Origin of the sequence: Streptomyces sp. NBC_01244, assembly GCF_035987325.1 — a bacterium.
In the GTDB taxonomy this organism is placed as follows: Bacteria; Actinomycetota; Actinomycetes; order Streptomycetales; family Streptomycetaceae; genus Streptomyces.
Genome location: NZ_CP108488.1, coordinates 2,343,742 through 2,360,557 on the forward strand (window position 1 = coordinate 2,343,742; position 16,816 = coordinate 2,360,557).

General features: G+C 74.0%; 14 protein-coding genes. 7 read left to right on the forward strand and 7 right to left on the reverse strand.

Annotated features, from left to right (window positions below):
- Positions 1–353 precede the first annotated feature (353 nt).
- Positions 354–1,715 carry a (2,3-dihydroxybenzoyl)adenylate synthase gene (locus tag OG247_RS10335; RefSeq protein ID WP_327251959.1) on the forward strand — a complete coding sequence of 454 codons (1,362 nt, stop codon included), beginning with the start codon at positions 354–356 and terminating at the stop codon, positions 1,713–1,715.
- A gap of 44 nt (positions 1,716–1,759) precedes the next feature.
- On the opposite strand, the gene OG247_RS10340 is transcribed toward OG247_RS10335, so the two are convergent.
- From OG247_RS10340 to OG247_RS10355, 4 genes are all read right to left on the reverse strand, one after another.
- Positions 1,760–2,380 (reverse strand): TetR/AcrR family transcriptional regulator, encoded by a 621-nt coding sequence (locus OG247_RS10340; RefSeq protein WP_327257408.1) that lies wholly within the window; start codon positions 2,378–2,380, stop codon positions 1,760–1,762.
- A 49-nt stretch (positions 2,381–2,429) separates the two neighbouring features.
- Complete coding sequence (locus OG247_RS10345) at positions 2,430–3,905, reverse strand: hypothetical protein (protein ID WP_327251960.1); 1,476 nt, start codon at positions 3,903–3,905, stop codon at positions 2,430–2,432.
- Positions 3,906–4,425: 520 nt separating this feature from the next.
- Positions 4,426–5,238 (reverse strand): cupredoxin domain-containing protein, encoded by an 813-nt coding sequence (locus OG247_RS10350; protein ID WP_327257409.1) that lies wholly within the window; start codon positions 5,236–5,238, stop codon positions 4,426–4,428.
- A gap of 107 nt (positions 5,239–5,345) precedes the next feature.
- The gene (locus tag OG247_RS10355) at positions 5,346–7,529 is read right to left on the reverse strand and encodes a right-handed parallel beta-helix repeat-containing protein (protein WP_327251961.1); all 2,184 of its coding nucleotides are present in this window, start codon (positions 7,527–7,529) and stop codon (positions 5,346–5,348) included.
- 334 nt (positions 7,530–7,863) lie between these two features.
- On the opposite strand from OG247_RS10355, the gene hmgA reads away from it, so the two are divergent.
- Both hmgA and OG247_RS10365 read left to right on the forward strand, forming a co-directional pair.
- Positions 7,864–9,186: a homogentisate 1,2-dioxygenase gene (hmgA, locus tag OG247_RS10360; protein WP_327251962.1), complete on the forward strand. Its 1,323-nt coding sequence runs from the start codon at positions 7,864–7,866 to the stop codon at positions 9,184–9,186.
- Positions 9,187–9,196: 10 nt separating this feature from the next.
- The gene (locus OG247_RS10365) at positions 9,197–9,997 is read left to right on the forward strand and encodes a GntR family transcriptional regulator (protein ID WP_327251963.1); all 801 of its coding nucleotides are present in this window, start codon (positions 9,197–9,199) and stop codon (positions 9,995–9,997) included.
- A 65-nt stretch (positions 9,998–10,062) separates the two neighbouring features.
- Here OG247_RS10365 and OG247_RS10370 read toward each other — a convergent pair whose 3' ends face one another.
- Entirely contained in the window at positions 10,063–10,224 is a 162-nt protein-coding gene (locus OG247_RS10370) for a hypothetical protein (RefSeq protein WP_254384708.1), read from the reverse strand.
- 172 nt (positions 10,225–10,396) lie between these two features.
- On the opposite strand from OG247_RS10370, the gene OG247_RS10375 reads away from it, so the two are divergent.
- Positions 10,397–11,563 carry a type ISP restriction/modification enzyme gene (locus OG247_RS10375; RefSeq protein ID WP_327257410.1) on the forward strand — a complete coding sequence of 389 codons (1,167 nt, stop codon included), beginning with the start codon at positions 10,397–10,399 and terminating at the stop codon, positions 11,561–11,563.
- A gap of 340 nt (positions 11,564–11,903) precedes the next feature.
- Here the strand turns inward: OG247_RS10375 and OG247_RS10380 are convergent, their stop codons facing one another.
- Positions 11,904–12,629 carry a TetR/AcrR family transcriptional regulator gene (locus tag OG247_RS10380; RefSeq protein WP_327251964.1) on the reverse strand — a complete coding sequence of 242 codons (726 nt, stop codon included), beginning with the start codon at positions 12,627–12,629 and terminating at the stop codon, positions 11,904–11,906.
- A gap of 70 nt (positions 12,630–12,699) precedes the next feature.
- Here OG247_RS10380 and OG247_RS10385 point away from each other — a divergent pair, with 70 nt between their 5' ends.
- Positions 12,700–13,689 (forward strand): ATP-binding cassette domain-containing protein, encoded by a 990-nt coding sequence (locus OG247_RS10385; protein WP_327251965.1) that lies wholly within the window; start codon positions 12,700–12,702, stop codon positions 13,687–13,689.
- Positions 13,686–14,474, forward strand: coding sequence for an ABC transporter permease (locus OG247_RS10390; RefSeq protein ID WP_327251966.1), 789 nt, complete (start codon positions 13,686–13,688; stop codon positions 14,472–14,474). The genes OG247_RS10385 and OG247_RS10390 overlap by 4 nt, the downstream gene beginning before the upstream one ends.
- Positions 14,475–14,518: 44 nt before the next feature.
- Here the strand turns inward: OG247_RS10390 and OG247_RS10395 are convergent, their stop codons facing one another.
- Positions 14,519–15,472, reverse strand: coding sequence for a hypothetical protein (locus OG247_RS10395; RefSeq protein ID WP_327251967.1), 954 nt, complete (start codon positions 15,470–15,472; stop codon positions 14,519–14,521).
- A gap of 127 nt (positions 15,473–15,599) precedes the next feature.
- On the opposite strand from OG247_RS10395, the gene OG247_RS10400 reads away from it, so the two are divergent.
- Entirely contained in the window at positions 15,600–16,811 is a 1,212-nt protein-coding gene (locus OG247_RS10400; RefSeq protein ID WP_327251968.1) for a CaiB/BaiF CoA transferase family protein, read from the forward strand.
- Positions 16,812–16,816 lie beyond the last annotated feature (5 nt).

Here is a 16,816-nt window from a genome sequence, read left to right on the forward strand (position 1 = left end):
GCAGGGGCCGGGACCGGGGCAGGGGCCGGGACCGAGGCAGGGGTCGGGGCAGGGGCCGGGACCGAGGCCGAGGCCGGGACCGGGACCCCGGGCGGGGAAGGGGCGGAGACCCCGGGCGGGGCCGGGGAGCCGCCGTCTCCCAAGACCGGCGCACGCGACCCCATTTCCCCTGGTCAGCGGCGCCCGTTGGGCCTTCCGCTGATGCGATTCGGCGCCCTTGGTTCGGACAGCGCATTGCCCCGGTGGGTATCGACGGATTTGACTGCGAGGTCAGGACGGCGGGTTTTCCCCCGCTCACGGTGAAAGACGACCCGCACGGCTTCCGGTTCAGAAGCTGGTACACGAGGAACCGAATGACATCCATGCTCGACGGCTGTACTCCCTGGCCCGAGGAATTCGTCGACTACTACTGGGCGTCCGGCCACTGGCGGGGCACCACGCTCGACAACCTGCTGCGCGGCTGGGCCGTGCAGTACGGACCGCGGACCGCGCTCGCCCACGGCGACACCCGCATCACGTACGCGGCCCTGAACCGCCGCGTGAGCCGGATGGCCGCCGGGTTCCGGCTGCGCGGCCTGCGGGCCGGACAGCGGGTCGTCGTCCAGCTTCCCGACGTCCCCGAGCTCGTGGTCGCCACGTTCGCGCTGATGCGCGCCGGCGCGGTCCCCGTGCTCTGCCCGATCTCGCACCGCGCGCCCGAGGTGTCCCACGTCGTCCAGGTCTCCGAGGCCACCGGCTACATCGGCCCCCCGACCCACCGCGGCTTCGACCACACGGCCATGGCCGCCGACATCGCGGCCCGAGGCCCCTTCCTGCGCCGGGTGTTCACCTTCGAGCCGCCGGGCACCTCGTCCCCGTACGGCGGTTTCACGACGGACACGTCGGGCTGCCACTACTTCCCGCTGAACTCCCTCGACTCCCCGCCCGAGCCGGCGCTCACGCCGAGCGCCGGACAGGTGGCGCTCTTCCTGCTCTCCGGTGGCGCCGACGAGCCGCCCAGGCTGGTTCCGCGCACCCACAACGACTACGCCTACCAGGCGCGGGCCGCTGCGGAGCTGGTGTCGCTCACCCAGGACGACGTGTACCTCGCCGCACTGCCCGCCGACCTCAACCTCGCCTTCGGCGGCCCCGGCATCATCGGCACCCTCGCCGTCGGCGGCACCGTCGTCCTGGTCGAGGACCCGGAACCCGCCGCGTATCTGGCGGCCATCGAGCGCGAGCGGGTCACCGTCGCCTCTCTGACGCCGGCCGCCGCCCGCCTCTGGATCGACGCGCGTCCAGCGGTCGGGGCCGATGTGAGCAGCCTGCGTCTCGTACAGATCGGCGGCAGCACCCCGCCCTTGGACCGCGCGACCGCCGAACGGCTGGGCCCCGCATGGGGCTGCCGCCTCCAGCAGGTCTTCGGTACGGACGAGGGGCTGCTCAGCCTCACCCGGACCGACGATCCGGACGAGACGGTGTTCACGACGCAGGGCCGTCCGCTCTCCCCCGACGATCAGATCCGCGTCGTCGGCGCCGACGGCAAGGAGGTTCCCGACGGGGAGCCGGGCGAACTCCTGGCCCGCGGCCCCTACACGGCGCGCGGCTACTACCGCTCACCCGGCCTCAACGCGCGGTCCTTCACCCCCGACGGCTACCTGCGCACCGGCGCCCTCGCACGGCGCACGCCGGACGGGAACCTGGTGGTGACCGGCCGCCTCGAACGCCTCGCCTGACCAAACGGCGGTCTCCCCGGTGCGGGAGGCCGCCGCCCCGCAGGTCAGTCCAGGACGCGTGCCAGGTAGGCCTGCATCATCGCGCGGGTTTCGGCGACGATGTCGGGGTCTCCGGCCGGGTCGTTGCGGAAGGCGAGCTGGATCAGGGCGTCGGTGGCCTCGACCGCGACCAGGACGGCCCGCTCCAGGGTGGCGTCCGGGGTGAGGGCGAGGTGGGCGCCGAGCAGCTCGGTGAGGCGGACGGCGACCAGGTGGTTGGGGTCGGAGGCGGGCCCCTCGGACGGTGGCGCGGGCACCCCGAAGTCGACGAGGGCGAAGCCGGGCACGCTGCGCTTCATGACCAGGTACTCATCCAGCACCGCGTCGACGACCGGACGCCAGTCGGTGTCCGGGAGGTCCGCGAGCCGCTGCTCGATGCCGTCGGCGTAACGGTCGAGGTTGCGGTGGGCCAGGGCGATGGCCATGGCCCGCTTGTTGCCGAAGAACCGGTAGACCGAACCGATCGGCACGCCGGCCCGCAGGGCCACGGACCGGGTGCTGAGGTTCTCGTACCCGCTCTCGTCAAGGAGCTCCGCGCAGGCGTCGAGGATCCGGGCGAGGCGGTCGGCGCTGCGCTGCTGGATCGGCGTCCGGCGCAGGGGGTGGGCTGGGGGCACGGGGTCCATCATGCCGCTCCTGGGTTCACGGGTGGGCGGCGGTACCGGTTCGGCGGCCTCAGTTCAGCAGCAGGCTGAGGCCGCCCACCGTGTACGTGATCATCAGCGCGAGCAGCGGCAGTTGCCCGGCGACGGCCTTCGCGGGCGGGAAGAGGCGCACGGAGCGGTCGTGCGCGGCGATCACGCCGAGGACGTGGCCGGTGACGACGGCGATCACCTGGAGGGCGGCGAGGCCGCCGGGACCCAAGGGCGGCAAGGGCTCCGGGGCGTTGTCAGTGCCCACTGCCATGATTACCGTGCGTGGCCCTTCGGTTACCAGGAGGGAGAAGTAGTGGGCGACGAGATAGCCGAGAGCGATCGGCACGAGTGAGTGCGCGAAGGCGGTCAGCGGGCCGGGGTGCGGGCCGCAGACGAGGCGGGTGAGGGCCGCGCAGAGGCAGTAGAGGGCGGCGACGAGGGCGATGGCTCCAATGAGTCCGAGGGTGGCCGCGGTCGTGCGGCCGAGGGGGGAGGTCTGGATCGCGTTGATCCATGAGGGGTTGTCGGAGAAGCCGTCGTAGGCGGTGGATCCGAGCAGGACGCAGAGGGTGGCGACGAGTCCGGGCCGCTCGGGCGTCGCGTCGAGTCCGTGGAAGGGGTTACGGAGAACGAGGCGGCCGTCGCTGCGGCGGCCGAGGGGGGAGAGCCGGGCCAGGAGGGCGGAGTACACCTCGAAGGCGTCTCCGTCGGCGAACCAGCGCTCGCCGTAGCGGGCGGCGAGCAGGAGCTGGACGGCGGCGTAGCCGGTCAGGGCGATCAGGAGGGTGGTGGTGGAGGCGGGATCGGGAGAGACGAGTTCGAGCCAGGTGAAGGCGAGGAGCCCGGCGGCGGCAGGCCACTGCCCGAGCCGGGCGGGGAGCGCGCGGTGCGTCCGGGGCTCCGGGCGCGGGGACTCGTGGCGCCGGGACTCGGGGCGCTGAGGCTCCGGGCTGGGAAGGTCCGGCACCGCCGCGAGGTGCGGTGCCAGAACTCGCGGGCTCCGGGAGGAGCGTGCGGTGGCGGGGGCGGTGGCCGCGGGGGCGACTGCGGCTGAGGGCCGGGCCGTACGGAGCCTTCCCGACAGCCGGGCGAGCAGGCGGTGCAGGGCACGGAGCGGGTTGAGGAGGCGCCAGACGGGGCCGAAGAGGAGGGAGGCGGGCACGAGGCCGACCCAGAGCAGGACGTAGACGGCGCCGGGCGCGGGGTTGCGGGCGGGGTCGTCGGGGCCGAGGAGGAGGTACAGGAGGACGGCGAGCGCGGCCGCGAGGCCGAGCCCGCGCAGGGCGGTGCGGGTGGCCGGCGCGTCGGCCACCCGCTGGAGCCCCGCGGGCAGGGCCAGACCGGAACGGTCGCCGCGGAAGCGGGAGGCGGACCAGAGGAGCCCCAGTGCGAGGAAGGAGACGAAGAGTGCCGTGAAGGCGCCGGCGAAGGCGTAGAAGGGAGAGATCGGCAGATCGTGCTGCGAGCCGATGCCGTGCGCGAGCACGGTGAACGGATCGGCCGGGTGAAGGACCACGCCCTGGCCGGACCCGCCACCGGACCCCCCGCACGGGACCGCCTCCGGCCCGCACCCGGTCACCACCGGACCGCCACGGCGGGGACCGGGGCCGGCGCCGGGGCCGGGGTCGGGGTCGGGGCCGGGGTCGAGGCCGAGGCCGGGGCCGGGGCCGAGGCCGGGGCCGAGGCCGGGGCCGGGGCCGGGGCCGGGGTCGGGGTCGGGGCTGAGGCCCGGGTCGGGGCCGGGGTCGGGGCCGGGGCCGGCGCCGGGGCCCGGGTCGGGGCCGGGGCCGAGGCCCGGGTCGGGGCCGGGGCCGAGGCCCGGGTCGGGGCCGGGGCCGAGGCCCGGGTCGGGGCCGGGGCCGAGGCCCGGGTCGGGGCTGGAGCCGAGGCAGGGATCGGGGTCGGAGCCGAGGCCGGGATCCAGGTCGGGCCCGTAGCCGGGGCCGGGGACCCGGTCTGGCCCCGGGCCGGGGCTCCGGCTGGAGCCGGGGGCCCCGTTGGGGGCCGGGGCGGTTCTGTGCGTCGGGGTCGTGGGGTCATCGGACTACGAGTTGGGTCAGGACGAGGTTGGACTCGTGGGTCTCGACCTCGAAGAGGCCCGTGCGGTCGGCCGTCAGGATCAGGGTGGCCTCCTGGCCTGCCGGAAGGGCGAGTTCCTTGTCGATGCCGTGGACGTGCAGGGTGTCCGCGCGGTCGCTGGTGACCCGCAGGGCGACGCGTTCGCCGCGTGCCACCTCCACCCGGCCCGGGGCCGGGCTGACCTTGCCGTCCCGCACGGTGATGGTCACCGTGCGGTCGGCCTGCGCCGACTCCGGGGGTGTGGGTGACGGTGCGGCCGGTGAGTGGGTGTGGGTGGACTGGGCGGATCCCTCGGCGAGTTCGAGGGTTGCTTCGACCGGCTTGCCCGCCACCGCCCAGGCCGTGTGGTCGTCCGCGTAGAGGCGGACGGTCAGGGTGTGCGTGCCGCCCGCGGGTACCTCTGCGGCGGGCAGGTGGAACCAAGGGCCGTACAGGCGGGCCAGTTTGCGGCCGTCCAGCTCCAGGTGCGCGTGCCCGGCGCCCGGGAGGGCGGCTCCCCCGGTGCTGTCGGGGGTGAAGGTGAAGTTCACCACCGTCAGCTGGAGGTTCCAGCCGTCCTCGGAGTCCGGCCGGGCGGCGAGCCGGACCTCCGGCGCGCCCTCGGCCGGGACCTCGCGGAGCCGGTGGCCCGCGCCGTCGTCGGCGGTGAGCAGGGTGCCGACCTTCCCGGAGGCCTGCTCGTGGGTGGTGCCGGGCTTGTGGTGGGTGGTGGCCCGCCCTCCGCAGCCCGTCGCCGCGCCGCCTGCCAGGAGCAGGGCCAGGGCGAGCAGCGCCGTCGCGCGGCCCGTCCGGTGGGACCAGCGGGACCTCCGTGGGGGCGTGCCGCAGACGTCGCACCAGGTACGCCGGTCGGGGCGGTCGCCGCCCGGGTGCCCCGTCACGGCTGCCCTCCCCCGGCGGCGCCCCGCTCCGGGCCGGGACCAGGACCGGGACGGGGACCGGCCACGGGACCCTCGGCTTCGGCGCTGCGGGTCGGGGCCGGGCCTGCGGGGACGGGCACCCGGTCGCCGGCCGGGTCGTCGCCGGGGCCTGCCGGGCGGGCCGGGGTGGTGCCCGGGCGGGCGGCGGCGATGACGGCCCAGAGGACCCAGACCACCGCGACGAGCGACCGCATCCAGGCGGGGCTGAGCGGAATCCAGGGGATCATCAGGACGGCCTTGTCGAAGGCGTCGAGGAGGGTGAGCGCGCCCAGCAGCAGGGTCAGTCGGGCCAGCCAGGGCCGGGTGGGGCGCAGGGCGAGGCCGGTGCCGGTCCACCACAGGCCGAGGCAGAGCAGGGCCAGTGCCGGGACGAAGGTGCCGACCAGGCCCATCGTGGAGCCGGCCACGTCCAGGGTCAGGCCCGCGAGGCCGAGCAGGGCAGCCACCGCGGCCGTGCGGGAGGGGCGCAGGCGGCGCCACCACAGGAGGCCGCCGACCAGGAGGAGGACCGCCGCGACGGCGAGGGCGAGCTGGGTCTCCACCCGCTGGAGGCCCCGGGATCCGTACCAGTCGCAGCCGGCCGGAAGCTTGCGCGCCTGGACGCTGTAGTCGGCGCAGACCAGGAGCTGGGCCAGCTTCACCGGTTCGCCGGCCAGCCGGGCCGAGGCGCCCGAGATCGCGCCGCGGCGCTCGCCGCACTGCGGGAGCGTGCCCGGGGTGGAGCCGTCCGGGCCCTGCTGCCAGCAGTTGCCCCGGCCCTGGCCGTCCCACCACACGTCCATGCCGTTGGGGCGGGAGGCGCCGGACTTGTCCTTGCCCAGGATGTTGCCGGCGTAGCGGTTGTGGTGGGAGGTGTCGGTCTGCTTGGACAGCTCCTCCTCGCCGCGGATGAAGGCGGGCACGGCCGAGAGGAAGAAGCCCGCGCGCTGGTGCCCGTACACCCAGTTGTTCTCGTAGAGGTTCCAGTTGCCTCCGGCGGTGATGATGCCGGTGCCGGGGGGCATGGAGATCTGCGGGCAGACGACCCCCTGCTCGTAGCCCCGCTCGGCGGGCGGTTTGGCGCAGGTTCCGTCCGCGACGTAGTGGTAGTAGTCGGCGTTGTTGTCGTGGATCAGGTTGCGTTCGAAGCGGGCGTGGTTCTGCGGGAGGCCGGGGTGGCCGGGGAAGGCGCTGTCCATCGAGGCGCCGCCCATGTTCTGGTCGAACTCGTTGTCGTGCACGTACACCGAGTCGCCCGCGGTGCCGGAGTAGCCGACCATGTTGTGGTGGCTGCGGCAGCCGGTGATCTCGATGGAGTAGCGGGGGACGTCGTAGCCGCGGCCGTCGTTGATGTTCGAGGCGCTGCCGGGGTAGATGCCGGAGTCGCCGTTGCCGTAGGACTCGCAGTTCTTGTAGAGCCCGTGGTCGCTGGCGAAGGTCAGGAAGCCGTACTCGTCGTTCCAGCGGGTCAGCACGTCGTCGATGACGAAGCCGTCGCCCGCAAGGACGTACAGCGAGTTGAAGGTGGTGCGCTGGGCGGTGAAGTTGCGGAAGTAGATGCCGTTGGACTTGTCCGCGCGGATCCCGTTCAGCTTCTGGTACTTGGCGTCGATGACCACGTCCTGGCGGGAGGCCCCGGTGCCTTCGATCTGCAGGTCGGTCTTGCCGAGGATGGCGACCAGGTTCTGGTTGTGGCGGCAGGCCACCTGCTGCTCGTAGGTCAGGATCTGGTAGCCGAGCGAGGAGTTGGGCGCCTTGAGCGAGGCGCACTCCCCGGTCGGCGCGGGGAGCGAGGGCTCCTCCTCGTAGAGGCCGGGGAGCATCGCGATGTTCATGCCCGGGCGGTCCACGGCGTCGACCGCCGCCTGGAGATCGCGGAAGCCGTTCTTCTCGCAGCGTTCGTAGAGGACGAGGTTGCGCTGCTTGAGGGCGTCGGGGAAGGCGGATATCCGGCGCTCGAAGGCGGGCCGGTCGGTCTTGCAGACGATCAGGTCGGGCTCGCCCGCACGGTAGGCGGGTACGGAGCCGGTGCCGTCGGGGAGCTCGACGGGGCGCTCCTCGTGCGCGCTCGCGGCGGGCGCGGCGACGAGGAGTGACAGAAGCGCTAGGAGGGCGGCGAGGAGCGCCGCCGGCACAGCAGGAAACCTGCGGGTCCACGACATGCGCGTGAGAGTAGAGGAATGTTCACCTTTTGGGATCCCCTCGCGCAGCAATAGACCCCTGACAGGCCGAGTCGTAACCCGGCGCCCACCCCTGGACCCCGCCCTTGACCCACTCCGGACCCCACCCCGGGCCCCGCCCTGAGCCCCGCCCGGCGCCCACCCCGAACCCCGCCCTGAGCCCCGCCCGGCGCCCACCCCGAACCCCGTCCGACCCACCCCGCCGACCCCGCCACGTCCCGCGCACCGGCCGACCGGCCGGAATCCCCCGTTGACGCATGGGCCCAGGAATCCTACTGTCAGGCATAGGATTCCTTCGGCAGACCGGGAGCGTGCAATGAGCGGCGGCAGCGAGCAGGCCAGGAAGACGGCGGAGGCGCTGGATTACCTCACCGGCTTCGGCAATGAGCACAGCTCGGAGGCGGTCCCCGGTGCACTGCCGATCGGGCGGAACTCTCCCCAGCGCTCCCCCCTCGGTCTCTACGCGGAGCAGCTCAGCGGCAGCGCGTTCACCGAGCCGCGTTCCCACAACCGCCGCTCCTGGCTCTACCGGATCCGCCCCTCGGCCGCGCACCCGCCCTTCATCCGGACCGGCAACGGCGCCCTGCGCAGCGCGCCCTTCACGGAGGCCCCGGCCGACCCCAACCGGCTCCGCTGGAACCCGCTGCCCGACCCGGCCCCCGGTACCGACTTCCTGGCGGGCCTGTGGACCCTCGGCGGCAACGGCGACGCCACCCAGCGCTCCGGCATGGCCATCCACCTCTACTCCGCGAACGCCTCCATGACCGACCGGGTGTTCAGCGATTCCGACGGCGAGCTGCTGATCGTCCCCGAGCGCGGCGGGCTGCTCCTGCGCACCGAGTTCGGGCTGCTGAGCGCCGGGCCCGGCGAGATGGCGCTGATCCCGCGCGGGGTCCGCTTCCGCGTGGAGCTCCAGGACGAGACCGCCCGCGGGTACGTCTGCGAGAACTACGGCCGCCCCTTCGAGCTCCCCGACCTGGGCCCCATCGGCGCCAACGGGCTCGCCGCCGCCCGTGACTTCCGGGCGCCGGTCGCCGCGTACGAGGACGACGAGCGTCCGACCGAGGTGGTCAACAAGTTCTGCGGCAACCTCTGGACGGCCACCTACGACCACTCCCCGCTCGACGTGGTCGCCTGGCACGGCACGCACGTCCCGTACGTCTACGACCTGCGCAGTTTCAACGTCCTGGGCTCCATCAGCTACGACCACCCCGACCCGTCCATCTTCACGGTGCTGACCTCGCCCTCCGACACGGCGGGCCTGGCAGGGGTCGACTTCGTGGTCTTCGCGCCGCGCTGGCTGGTCGGTGAGGACACCTTCCGCCCGCCCTACTTCCACCGGAACGTGATGAGCGAGTACATGGGGCTCATCGACGGCGCCTACGACGCCAAGGCGGAAGGCTTCGTGCCCGGCGGCGGCTCGCTGCACAACATGATGTCCGCGCACGGCCCCGACCGGGAGACCTTCGACCGGGCGAGCGCCGCCGAACTGAAGCCGCAGAAGATCGACGACGGTCTGGCCTTCATGTTCGAGACCCGCTGGCCGATCACCGCGACCGCCCAGGCGGCCGGCGCGGACCACCTCCAGAGCGGATACGACGACGTCTGGCAGGGGCTCCAGCGCCACTTCCGCGCCTAACATCACGAGCATGACGCGCGGCGCCGCCGCCGCGCCCACCCCGTCCTACGGAGAACCACCCGTGACCGCCTTCGCCCCCGACTCGCTGGTACTGAACCGGAAGCTCCCGCTCTGGTACCAGGTCTCCCAGTCGCTGCGCGCCTCCATACTCGGGCGCACCGCGGACGCCTCGCTGCGCCTGCCCACCGAGGAGCGGCTCGCCGAGCACTACGGGGTGAGCGTGCTGACCATGCGGCAGGCGCTCAAGGAGCTGGAGACCGAGGGCCTCATCAGCCGCCACCGGCGGCGCGGGACCTTCATCGAGCCGACGGCGCTGCGCGGGGCGCCGGTCCAGCTGCTCGGCTCGGTCGACGCGATCGTGGCGCAGCAGTCGGGTGACCGCACGACGATCCTGGGGCACGAGCGGACGGCGGTGTCCGGGGAGCTGCTGGAGCACTTCCCGGACACCGCCGAGGTGGTCACGTACCGCAGGCTCCGGCACGACAGCGAGAGCGGCGAGCCGACCAACTGGGCGGAGAACGCGGTACGTCCGGAGCTCGCCGACTCCATCGACCTGGCGGATCTGGAGCGTTGGCCGATGACGAAGGTGCTGCGGGACATCGTGAAGGTGGACATCAGCCGGATCACCGACACCGTGGAGGCGCGGCTCGCGGACCCGCTCACGGCCGATCTGCTCCAAGTGCCCTTGCTGAGCCCGATCCTGCACTACACGGGCGTCACGTACGACGCCTCCGGCCGGGTGGTGGACGTGGCACGGATCCGCTACCGCGGGGACCGGTTCTCCTTCACCGTGACCGTCGACGCACACTGATTTCAGGTCGCCCTCTAGTTCAGGTCGCCTTCTACTTCCGGTCGTCCTCTACTTCCGGTCGCCCTCTACTTCTGGTCGTCCTCCGCCCCGCGCTCGCCCTCCGCCTGGGACGGCGTGGTCCGCTGCGTCTGGGCGTGGCGGAGCTTCTTCTGCTTCTCGTCCAGGTCCTCGTCGAGCCGTTCTCCCTCGGCCTGCGACGGGGTCGAGTACTCGTCGTACTGGCTCATGTCCGCCTCCCGGGTCGTCTGGTTCGGCCCGGCTCCGTGCGGATCCGGGCAGATCCCTCCATAGCGAGCCTAACTCTCCGGCCTGGACGCGGCCCGGTCACCGGGTGGCGTCGCTACCATCGGCCGGGTGAGCGCTGACGCATCCCCGCGGGACCCGCTGCTGGACGATCTGATGCCCTGGGCCGTGGGCTCCCTGCGCCTGGGCCGGGCCTGGGTCGCGGCCCCCGATCCGGCCACCCTGCGTGCCCGGTGGGCCGCCCTGGCCGCCGCCGAGGGCCCCGAGCGGGAGCGGTTGTTCCGCCCGACCCGGGCGCGGACCACGGGCGCCGGGGCGGCGGCGCTGCCGGGCCAGCGCGCCGGTTCCACGGCCCGCTTCGCGGACGTGCCCGGCCCCCGGCCCGACCCCGTACGGATCCTGCGCGAGCCCTTCGACGAGCAGTGGCTGCTGCCCGACCAGCGGCTCATCGACCTGGCCCGCCCGGAACTGTGGCGGGTGCTGGACGGGCACCAGCTGTTCGTCGTGGAGCCCGCGCAGTCGGCGGCGCTGCTGGTCACCGCGCACCTGCCGGCCGGGCGGCTCGGCCGGATCCGCCCGCTGCACCGCCGCCCGGGCGGCGCCGAGCCCAATCTCGCCCCCGGGCTGCAGCACCTGCTCGGCGAGCGGTACGGCACCTGGGTCACCCCCGAGGACGTGCTCTGCTGGATCCTCGCCGCCGGCCGCCCCGGCCCCCGGGGGTACGAGGTCCCCCTCACCGCCGACGCCACGCGCTGGCGGGCCGGGCTGGAGCTGGGGCACCGGCTGCTCTCCGTCCGGCTGCGCGGGGCCCGCGGCGGCGAGGCGCCCCGGCTGCCCGGCGGGCGGCGGCCGTACGTCCGCTCGGCGCTGCCGGCGTGGCCGCGGGAGCTCTCGTACGATCCGGAGAGCGAGACCCTGACGCTCGGGGGCGGGGGCGGGGACGGGGGCGCGAGCGGCGGCACCGGCACCGTGTCGCCCGTGCCCGCCGGGGCGTGGGCGTACGAGGTCCAGGGCGTCCGCGTCCTGGAGTCCTGGTTCGCCGCACGGCTCGCGCACCGGGACCCGGAGACGGAGGGGCTGGACGCGGTGGGCCCGGCCGAGTGGCCGCAGGGTTGGACCTCGGAGCTGCTCGCCCTGGTGACGACCCTGGCGCTGCTGGCCGAACTGGAGCCGGAGCGGGCCGCGTTCGAGGTGGGGCCTGCGCTGACCGCCGACGAGCTGCGTGCGGGTGGGGTGTTGCCGCCGCCCGGCTGGGCCCGGAGGCCGGCCTCGGTCCTGGACCACCAGGAGGAGGGGCCGGGCGGGCAGTTCGCGCTGCTCTGAGCCGCAGGGGCCTCGCGGGGGCGGGCTGCCGGAGCGGGGCCTGCCCCGGGGCGGGCGCGGACCCCGGGCGGGCTCGGGCCCAGCGCGGGCTCGGGGCGCGGTGGCGCTGTGGGCGGTGGGCGGTGGGCGGCCCTGCGGGGCGAAGTCCCCTACCCGCCCTTCCACCGTTCCCAGGGCCAGCCCTGACCCGGTCCTCAAACGCCGGACGGGCTGAAAGCGGGGGTACCGGGCTGCGCCCGGACCCCCCTGGGGCTCCGCCCCAGACCCCGGTCCTCAAACGCCGGACGGCTGAGATACCCGGTCGGGGCCGGTTCGCCCCGCTCCGCGGTACGGCTCGTGGTCAGGTTCCCCAGGCTCCCAGCAGGCGCGACACCGACCGGTCGAACACCGCTGCCGGGTCGGCCAGTTCTCCCGGCACGCCCGGCGCGGTCGCGAGCACGCCCGCCAGCAGCGGATACTCCCCCGTCGCCAGCCGGGAGCCGAGCCAGGATGCCCGTACGGCCTGTTCTTCGGTCTCGCTCCAGGGGAGTTGGCGGGCCCGTTCGGCCAGGGCCAGTTCGCCCGCCACGAACGTGGCGACCGTGCCGTTGATCGCGGCGATCAATTCCAGCTTCTCCCCACCCGGAGCGTCGAGCGGCTCCAGGCACGCCAGGCTGTGCTCCAGGTACCGCAGGGCGTTCGGGCCGAATCCGTAGGCGGGGCTCAGCAGCCGGGGCAGCCAGGGGTGCCGGTGCATGATGGCCCGGGTCTGGCGGGCCAGCGCGAGCTGGTCGGCCCGCCAGTCGCCGGCCGGCCGGGCGAGGTCGTACTCCCCGCTGACCGCGTCGACCATCAGCTCGTACAGGTCCTCCTTGCGCGGCACGTAGTTGTAGAGGGACATGGTCCCGGCGCCGATCCCGGCCGCGACCCGCCGCATGGAGACGGCGTCGATCCCCTCCTCGTCGGCGATCCGCACCGCCTCGGCGGCGATCGAGTCGCGGCTGTGGGCGGGCCGGGGGCCGCGGCCGGCCCGCGGCGGGCGGGCCCAGATCACTTCGGGTTCAGCGGAGCGGCCGCTGGGTGTCATCGCTCATCACCTCGTCCATCCCCACCATCGTAGTTACGTACGGCGTACGTAGTCAGGTAGGGTGCGTCGCATGACTACTACGTACGCCGTACTTAGTGAAGGTCTGGAGAAGAGCTACGGCGAGGTCCACGCCCTGCGCGGTCTGGATCTCGCCGTCCCGGAGGGCACCGTCTGCGGGCTCCTCGGCCCCAACGGCGCGGGCAAGACCACCGCCGTCCGGATCCTCACCACCCTCACCACACCCACCGCCGGCCGCGCCCTCGTCGCCGGACACGACGTCGCCCGGGACCCGGCCGCCGTCCGCCGAACCATCGGGGCCACCGGCCAATACGCCTCGGTCGACGGGGATTTGACCGGCGCCGAGAACCTCCGGCTCTTCGCCCGCCTCGCCGGACTGCGCGGCCGGGCGGCCCGGGACCGTACCGACGAACTGCTGGACGCCTTCGGCCTCACCGAGGCCGGCGACCGGGTGGCGAGCACCTGGTCGGGCGGTATGCGCCGGCGGCTGGACCTGGCCGCCGGACTGGTCACCCGGCCCCGGGTGCTGTTCCTCGACGAGCCCACCACCGGCCTCGACCCGGCGGCCCGCGAGCAGATCTGGACGGCCGTACGCGCCCTCGCGCGCGAGGGGACCACCGTGCTGCTCACCACCCAGTACCTGGAAGAGGCAGACCGGCTCGCCGACGACATCGTGGTCGTGGACCACGGCCGGGCCGCCGCCACCGGCACTCCGGCCGAGCTCAAGGCCCGGATCGGCGCCTACGCCGAGGTCTCCGTCGACGGGGCCGCGGCCCTCGCGGGTGCGGCCGCCGTGCTCGACCAGCTGACCGGGGGTCTGCCCACCCTGGACCGGGAGCGCCTCACCGTCGGCGCGACCGCCCTCGACCCCGGACTCACGCTGCCTCGGATCGTCCGGGCCCTCGACGCGGCCGGCATAGCCGTCACCGACGCGAGCCTGCGCCCGCCCACCCTCGACGAGGTCTTCATGCGCCTCGTCGGACCTCCCCCGGCCCCGAAGAGCCCCGCCCCGGCCGGCGACGCGAAGGAGAACGCGGCATGAGCACCCTGCTGTCCGACGGCGGCGCCGTCCTCACCCGCCAGCTGCAAAAGGCCCGGCACGCCCCGACCCTGCTCGTCCTCACCCAGACCATGCCCGTCGCCATGCTGCTGTTCTTCGGCTACGTCTTCGGCAGCGCGCTCGCCATGCCGGGCTCCGAGTACCGGCAGTTCCTGGTCCCCGGACTGCTCGCCGCCACCGCCGCGAACGGACTGATGGCCGGCATGTTCACGGCCGCGCAGGACGCGCACCGCGGAGTGATGGACCGCTTCCGGACCCTGCCGATGAGCCGCAGCGCGGTACCGCTCGGGCAGACGGCGGCGGATCTGGTGACGACCGCCGTCTCGATGGTGCCGCTGATCCTGGTGGGGCTGGCCATGGGCTGGCGGGCGGAGAACGGGCTCCCCGGGGCACTCGGGGCCTTCGGCGTCCTGCTGCTGTTCCGCTTCGCCACCGCATGGGTGGGGACGTACCTCGGCCTGCTGAGCAAGAGCGAGGAGGCGGCGGGGCAACTCGCCGGCGCCACCTTCGTCCTGCCGATGCTCTCCAGCGCGTACCTGCCGACGGCCGGGCTGCCCGGATGGCTGCGCACGCTCGCCGAGTGGAACCCGATCAGCGCCGTCGCCACCGCCGTGCGCGCCCTGTGCGGCAACGCCGGAGGCGAGGCCGCGGCGGGCGCCGCGTGGCCGGTCGCGCACCCGGTCGCCGGGGCGCTGCTGTGGTCACTGGTCCTGCTGGCCCTCTTCGTGCCGGCGGCCACGCGCCGGTTCGCACGCGGCCTCGGCTGAGCCGAGGTCCGCCGCCACGGGAGCGCGGCAGCGGACCTCCGCCGTTACGGAACCGGGACGACCGGCACCTGGACGGTCCGCGGGAACGACGCGGGGCCACCGGCGTCGAGGGCGTCCGCCACGGTCAGTTGGACGTTGGCGGTGAAGCGGCAGCCGATCGCGGCGATGCCGCACACCCGGTAGCGGACCACGACGCTCCGCTCGGAGCCGGCGGGCACCGAGCCGACCGCCTGCGGCACCGGGCCGATCCGGGTGACCCCGGGGGAGCTCGTGGCCGCATCGTTCAGGACCACGCCGAAGGCGTCCCCGGGTCCGGTGTTCCGGATCCGGTACTCCACACTCAGCGTCCGGGAGAGGTAGGCGAACGGGCCGCCCCAGAAGGCGCGGTGGGTCACGGCGATCGTGGGCTGGAGGGGGTCCACCGAGCCCATCAGGTTCAGCGTCCACGGTCGGCCGCCGCCGACGCTGATCCCCGTGTTGACGATGCTGAAGGTGCCCGAACCGATGGCCTGGCGGTAGGAGTTGCCCGGCGCCGCGTCGGGAAGGACCGTCCAGGTGCCGGTCCCGGAGACGGTGGTCCCGTTGTAGGACATGCTCGGCGCGGCGCAGCTTCCGCTGGTCAGTTTCAGGGTCAGGGTGCCGCGCGCGTTGGTCAGCGTGACGCGTCCGTCGTCGCCCCGCAGCGCCGCCTGGGTGCCGCCGACGCTGACCGGCAGGTCGAAGGCGAGCTGGCTGGGCAGCGAGGAGAACAGCCCGGCGGACACCGACTGGCTGCCGGTGATGCGCCGGGTCTCGGTGAGCGGTCCGCTCGTACAGTCCGCGGTGAGGCTCGTCACGTTCCCGTTGGTGTTGGAGACGGACACGTTCAGCGGCGTCGGGGCGAGGCCCGCGGCGGGCGCCGGACCGGCCCCCAGCGCGAGCCCGGCGACCAGAGCTATCACCACGACCGTCACCCGCCGGATCGGGGAGCGCTGACTGAATGCGGTCGGGCGTCTCATGGGCCAACCTTTCGGTAAGAGTCGGTGACCGGCGCGCCACACCATACGCAGATAAACCGTCAGGAATGGGGGATGTCGCCACCCCGTGTGATGACAGATCCCCCTCCGGGCCGGTAGGCAGACCGTCATGGAACCCGACACACACGCCACCGACCCCCTCCCCCTCGAAGGCATCACCGTCGTCTCCGTCGAGCAGGCCGTCTCCGCGCCCTTCGCCACCCGCCAGCTCGCCGACCTCGGTGCCCGGGTGATCAAGGTCGAGCGGCCCGACGGGGGCGACTTCGCGCGCGGCTACGACACCGCCGCGCACGGCCTCGCCTCGCATTTCGTGTGGGCCAACCGGGGGAAGGAGTCGATCGCGCTCGACCTCAAGGACCCGCGCGGCCGGGAGGTCCTGCACGGGCTGCTCGAGGGGGCCGACGTGTTCGTGCAGAACCTCGCCCAGGGAGCCGCCGCCCGGCTCGGGCTCGACTCGGCCGCGCTGTGCGCCCGCTACCCGCGGCTGGTCGCCGTGGACGTCTCCGGCTACGGGCCCGAAGGCCCGTACGCCCACAAGCGCGCCTACGACATGCTGGTCCAGTGCGAGGCCGGCCTGGTCTCGGTGACCGGTACCCCGGAGCAGCCGGTCAAGGCGGGGATTCCGGCGGCGGACATCGCGGCCGCCATGTACGCCTTCTCGGGGGTGCTCGCGGCCCTGCTGCGGCGCGGGACCACCGGGCGCGGAGGCAGGGTGGAGGTGTCGATGCTCGACGCGCTCGCCGAGTGGATGGGGCATCCGCTGCACCACACCATGCACGGCGGGGAGCAGCCGGTGCGGACGGGCCTGGCGCACGCGGTGATCGCGCCCTACGACGCCTACCCGACGGCGGACGGGGACCGGGTCCTGCTGTCGGTGCAGAACGACCGGGAGTGGCGGCGGCTTGCCGAACACCTGCTGGAACGGCCGGAGTTGGCCGAGGATCCGGGGTACGCGACGAACGCCGCGCGCACCGCGAACCGGGAGAAGACCGACGCGGTGGTCGCCGAGGCCCTGGGCCGGCTCGGCGCGGACGCGGCGATCGAGCGGCTGGAGGCCGCGGGCATCGCCTGCGCACGGCTGAACTCGGTGGCACAGCTCGCCGCGCACCCGCAGCTGGAGGCCCGGGACCGCTGGCGGGAGGTGGGCTCGCCTGCGGGCCCGCTGCGGGCCCTGCTGCCGCCGATCGGACTGCCCGGCGGCGCGGCACCGCACATGGGTGCGGTGCCCGCGCTCGGTGAACACACCGAAGCCCTGCTGCACGCCCTGGGGATGACGGGCGAACAGATCACGGCACTGCGCCGGGACGGTGTGGTTCGCTGACTGGG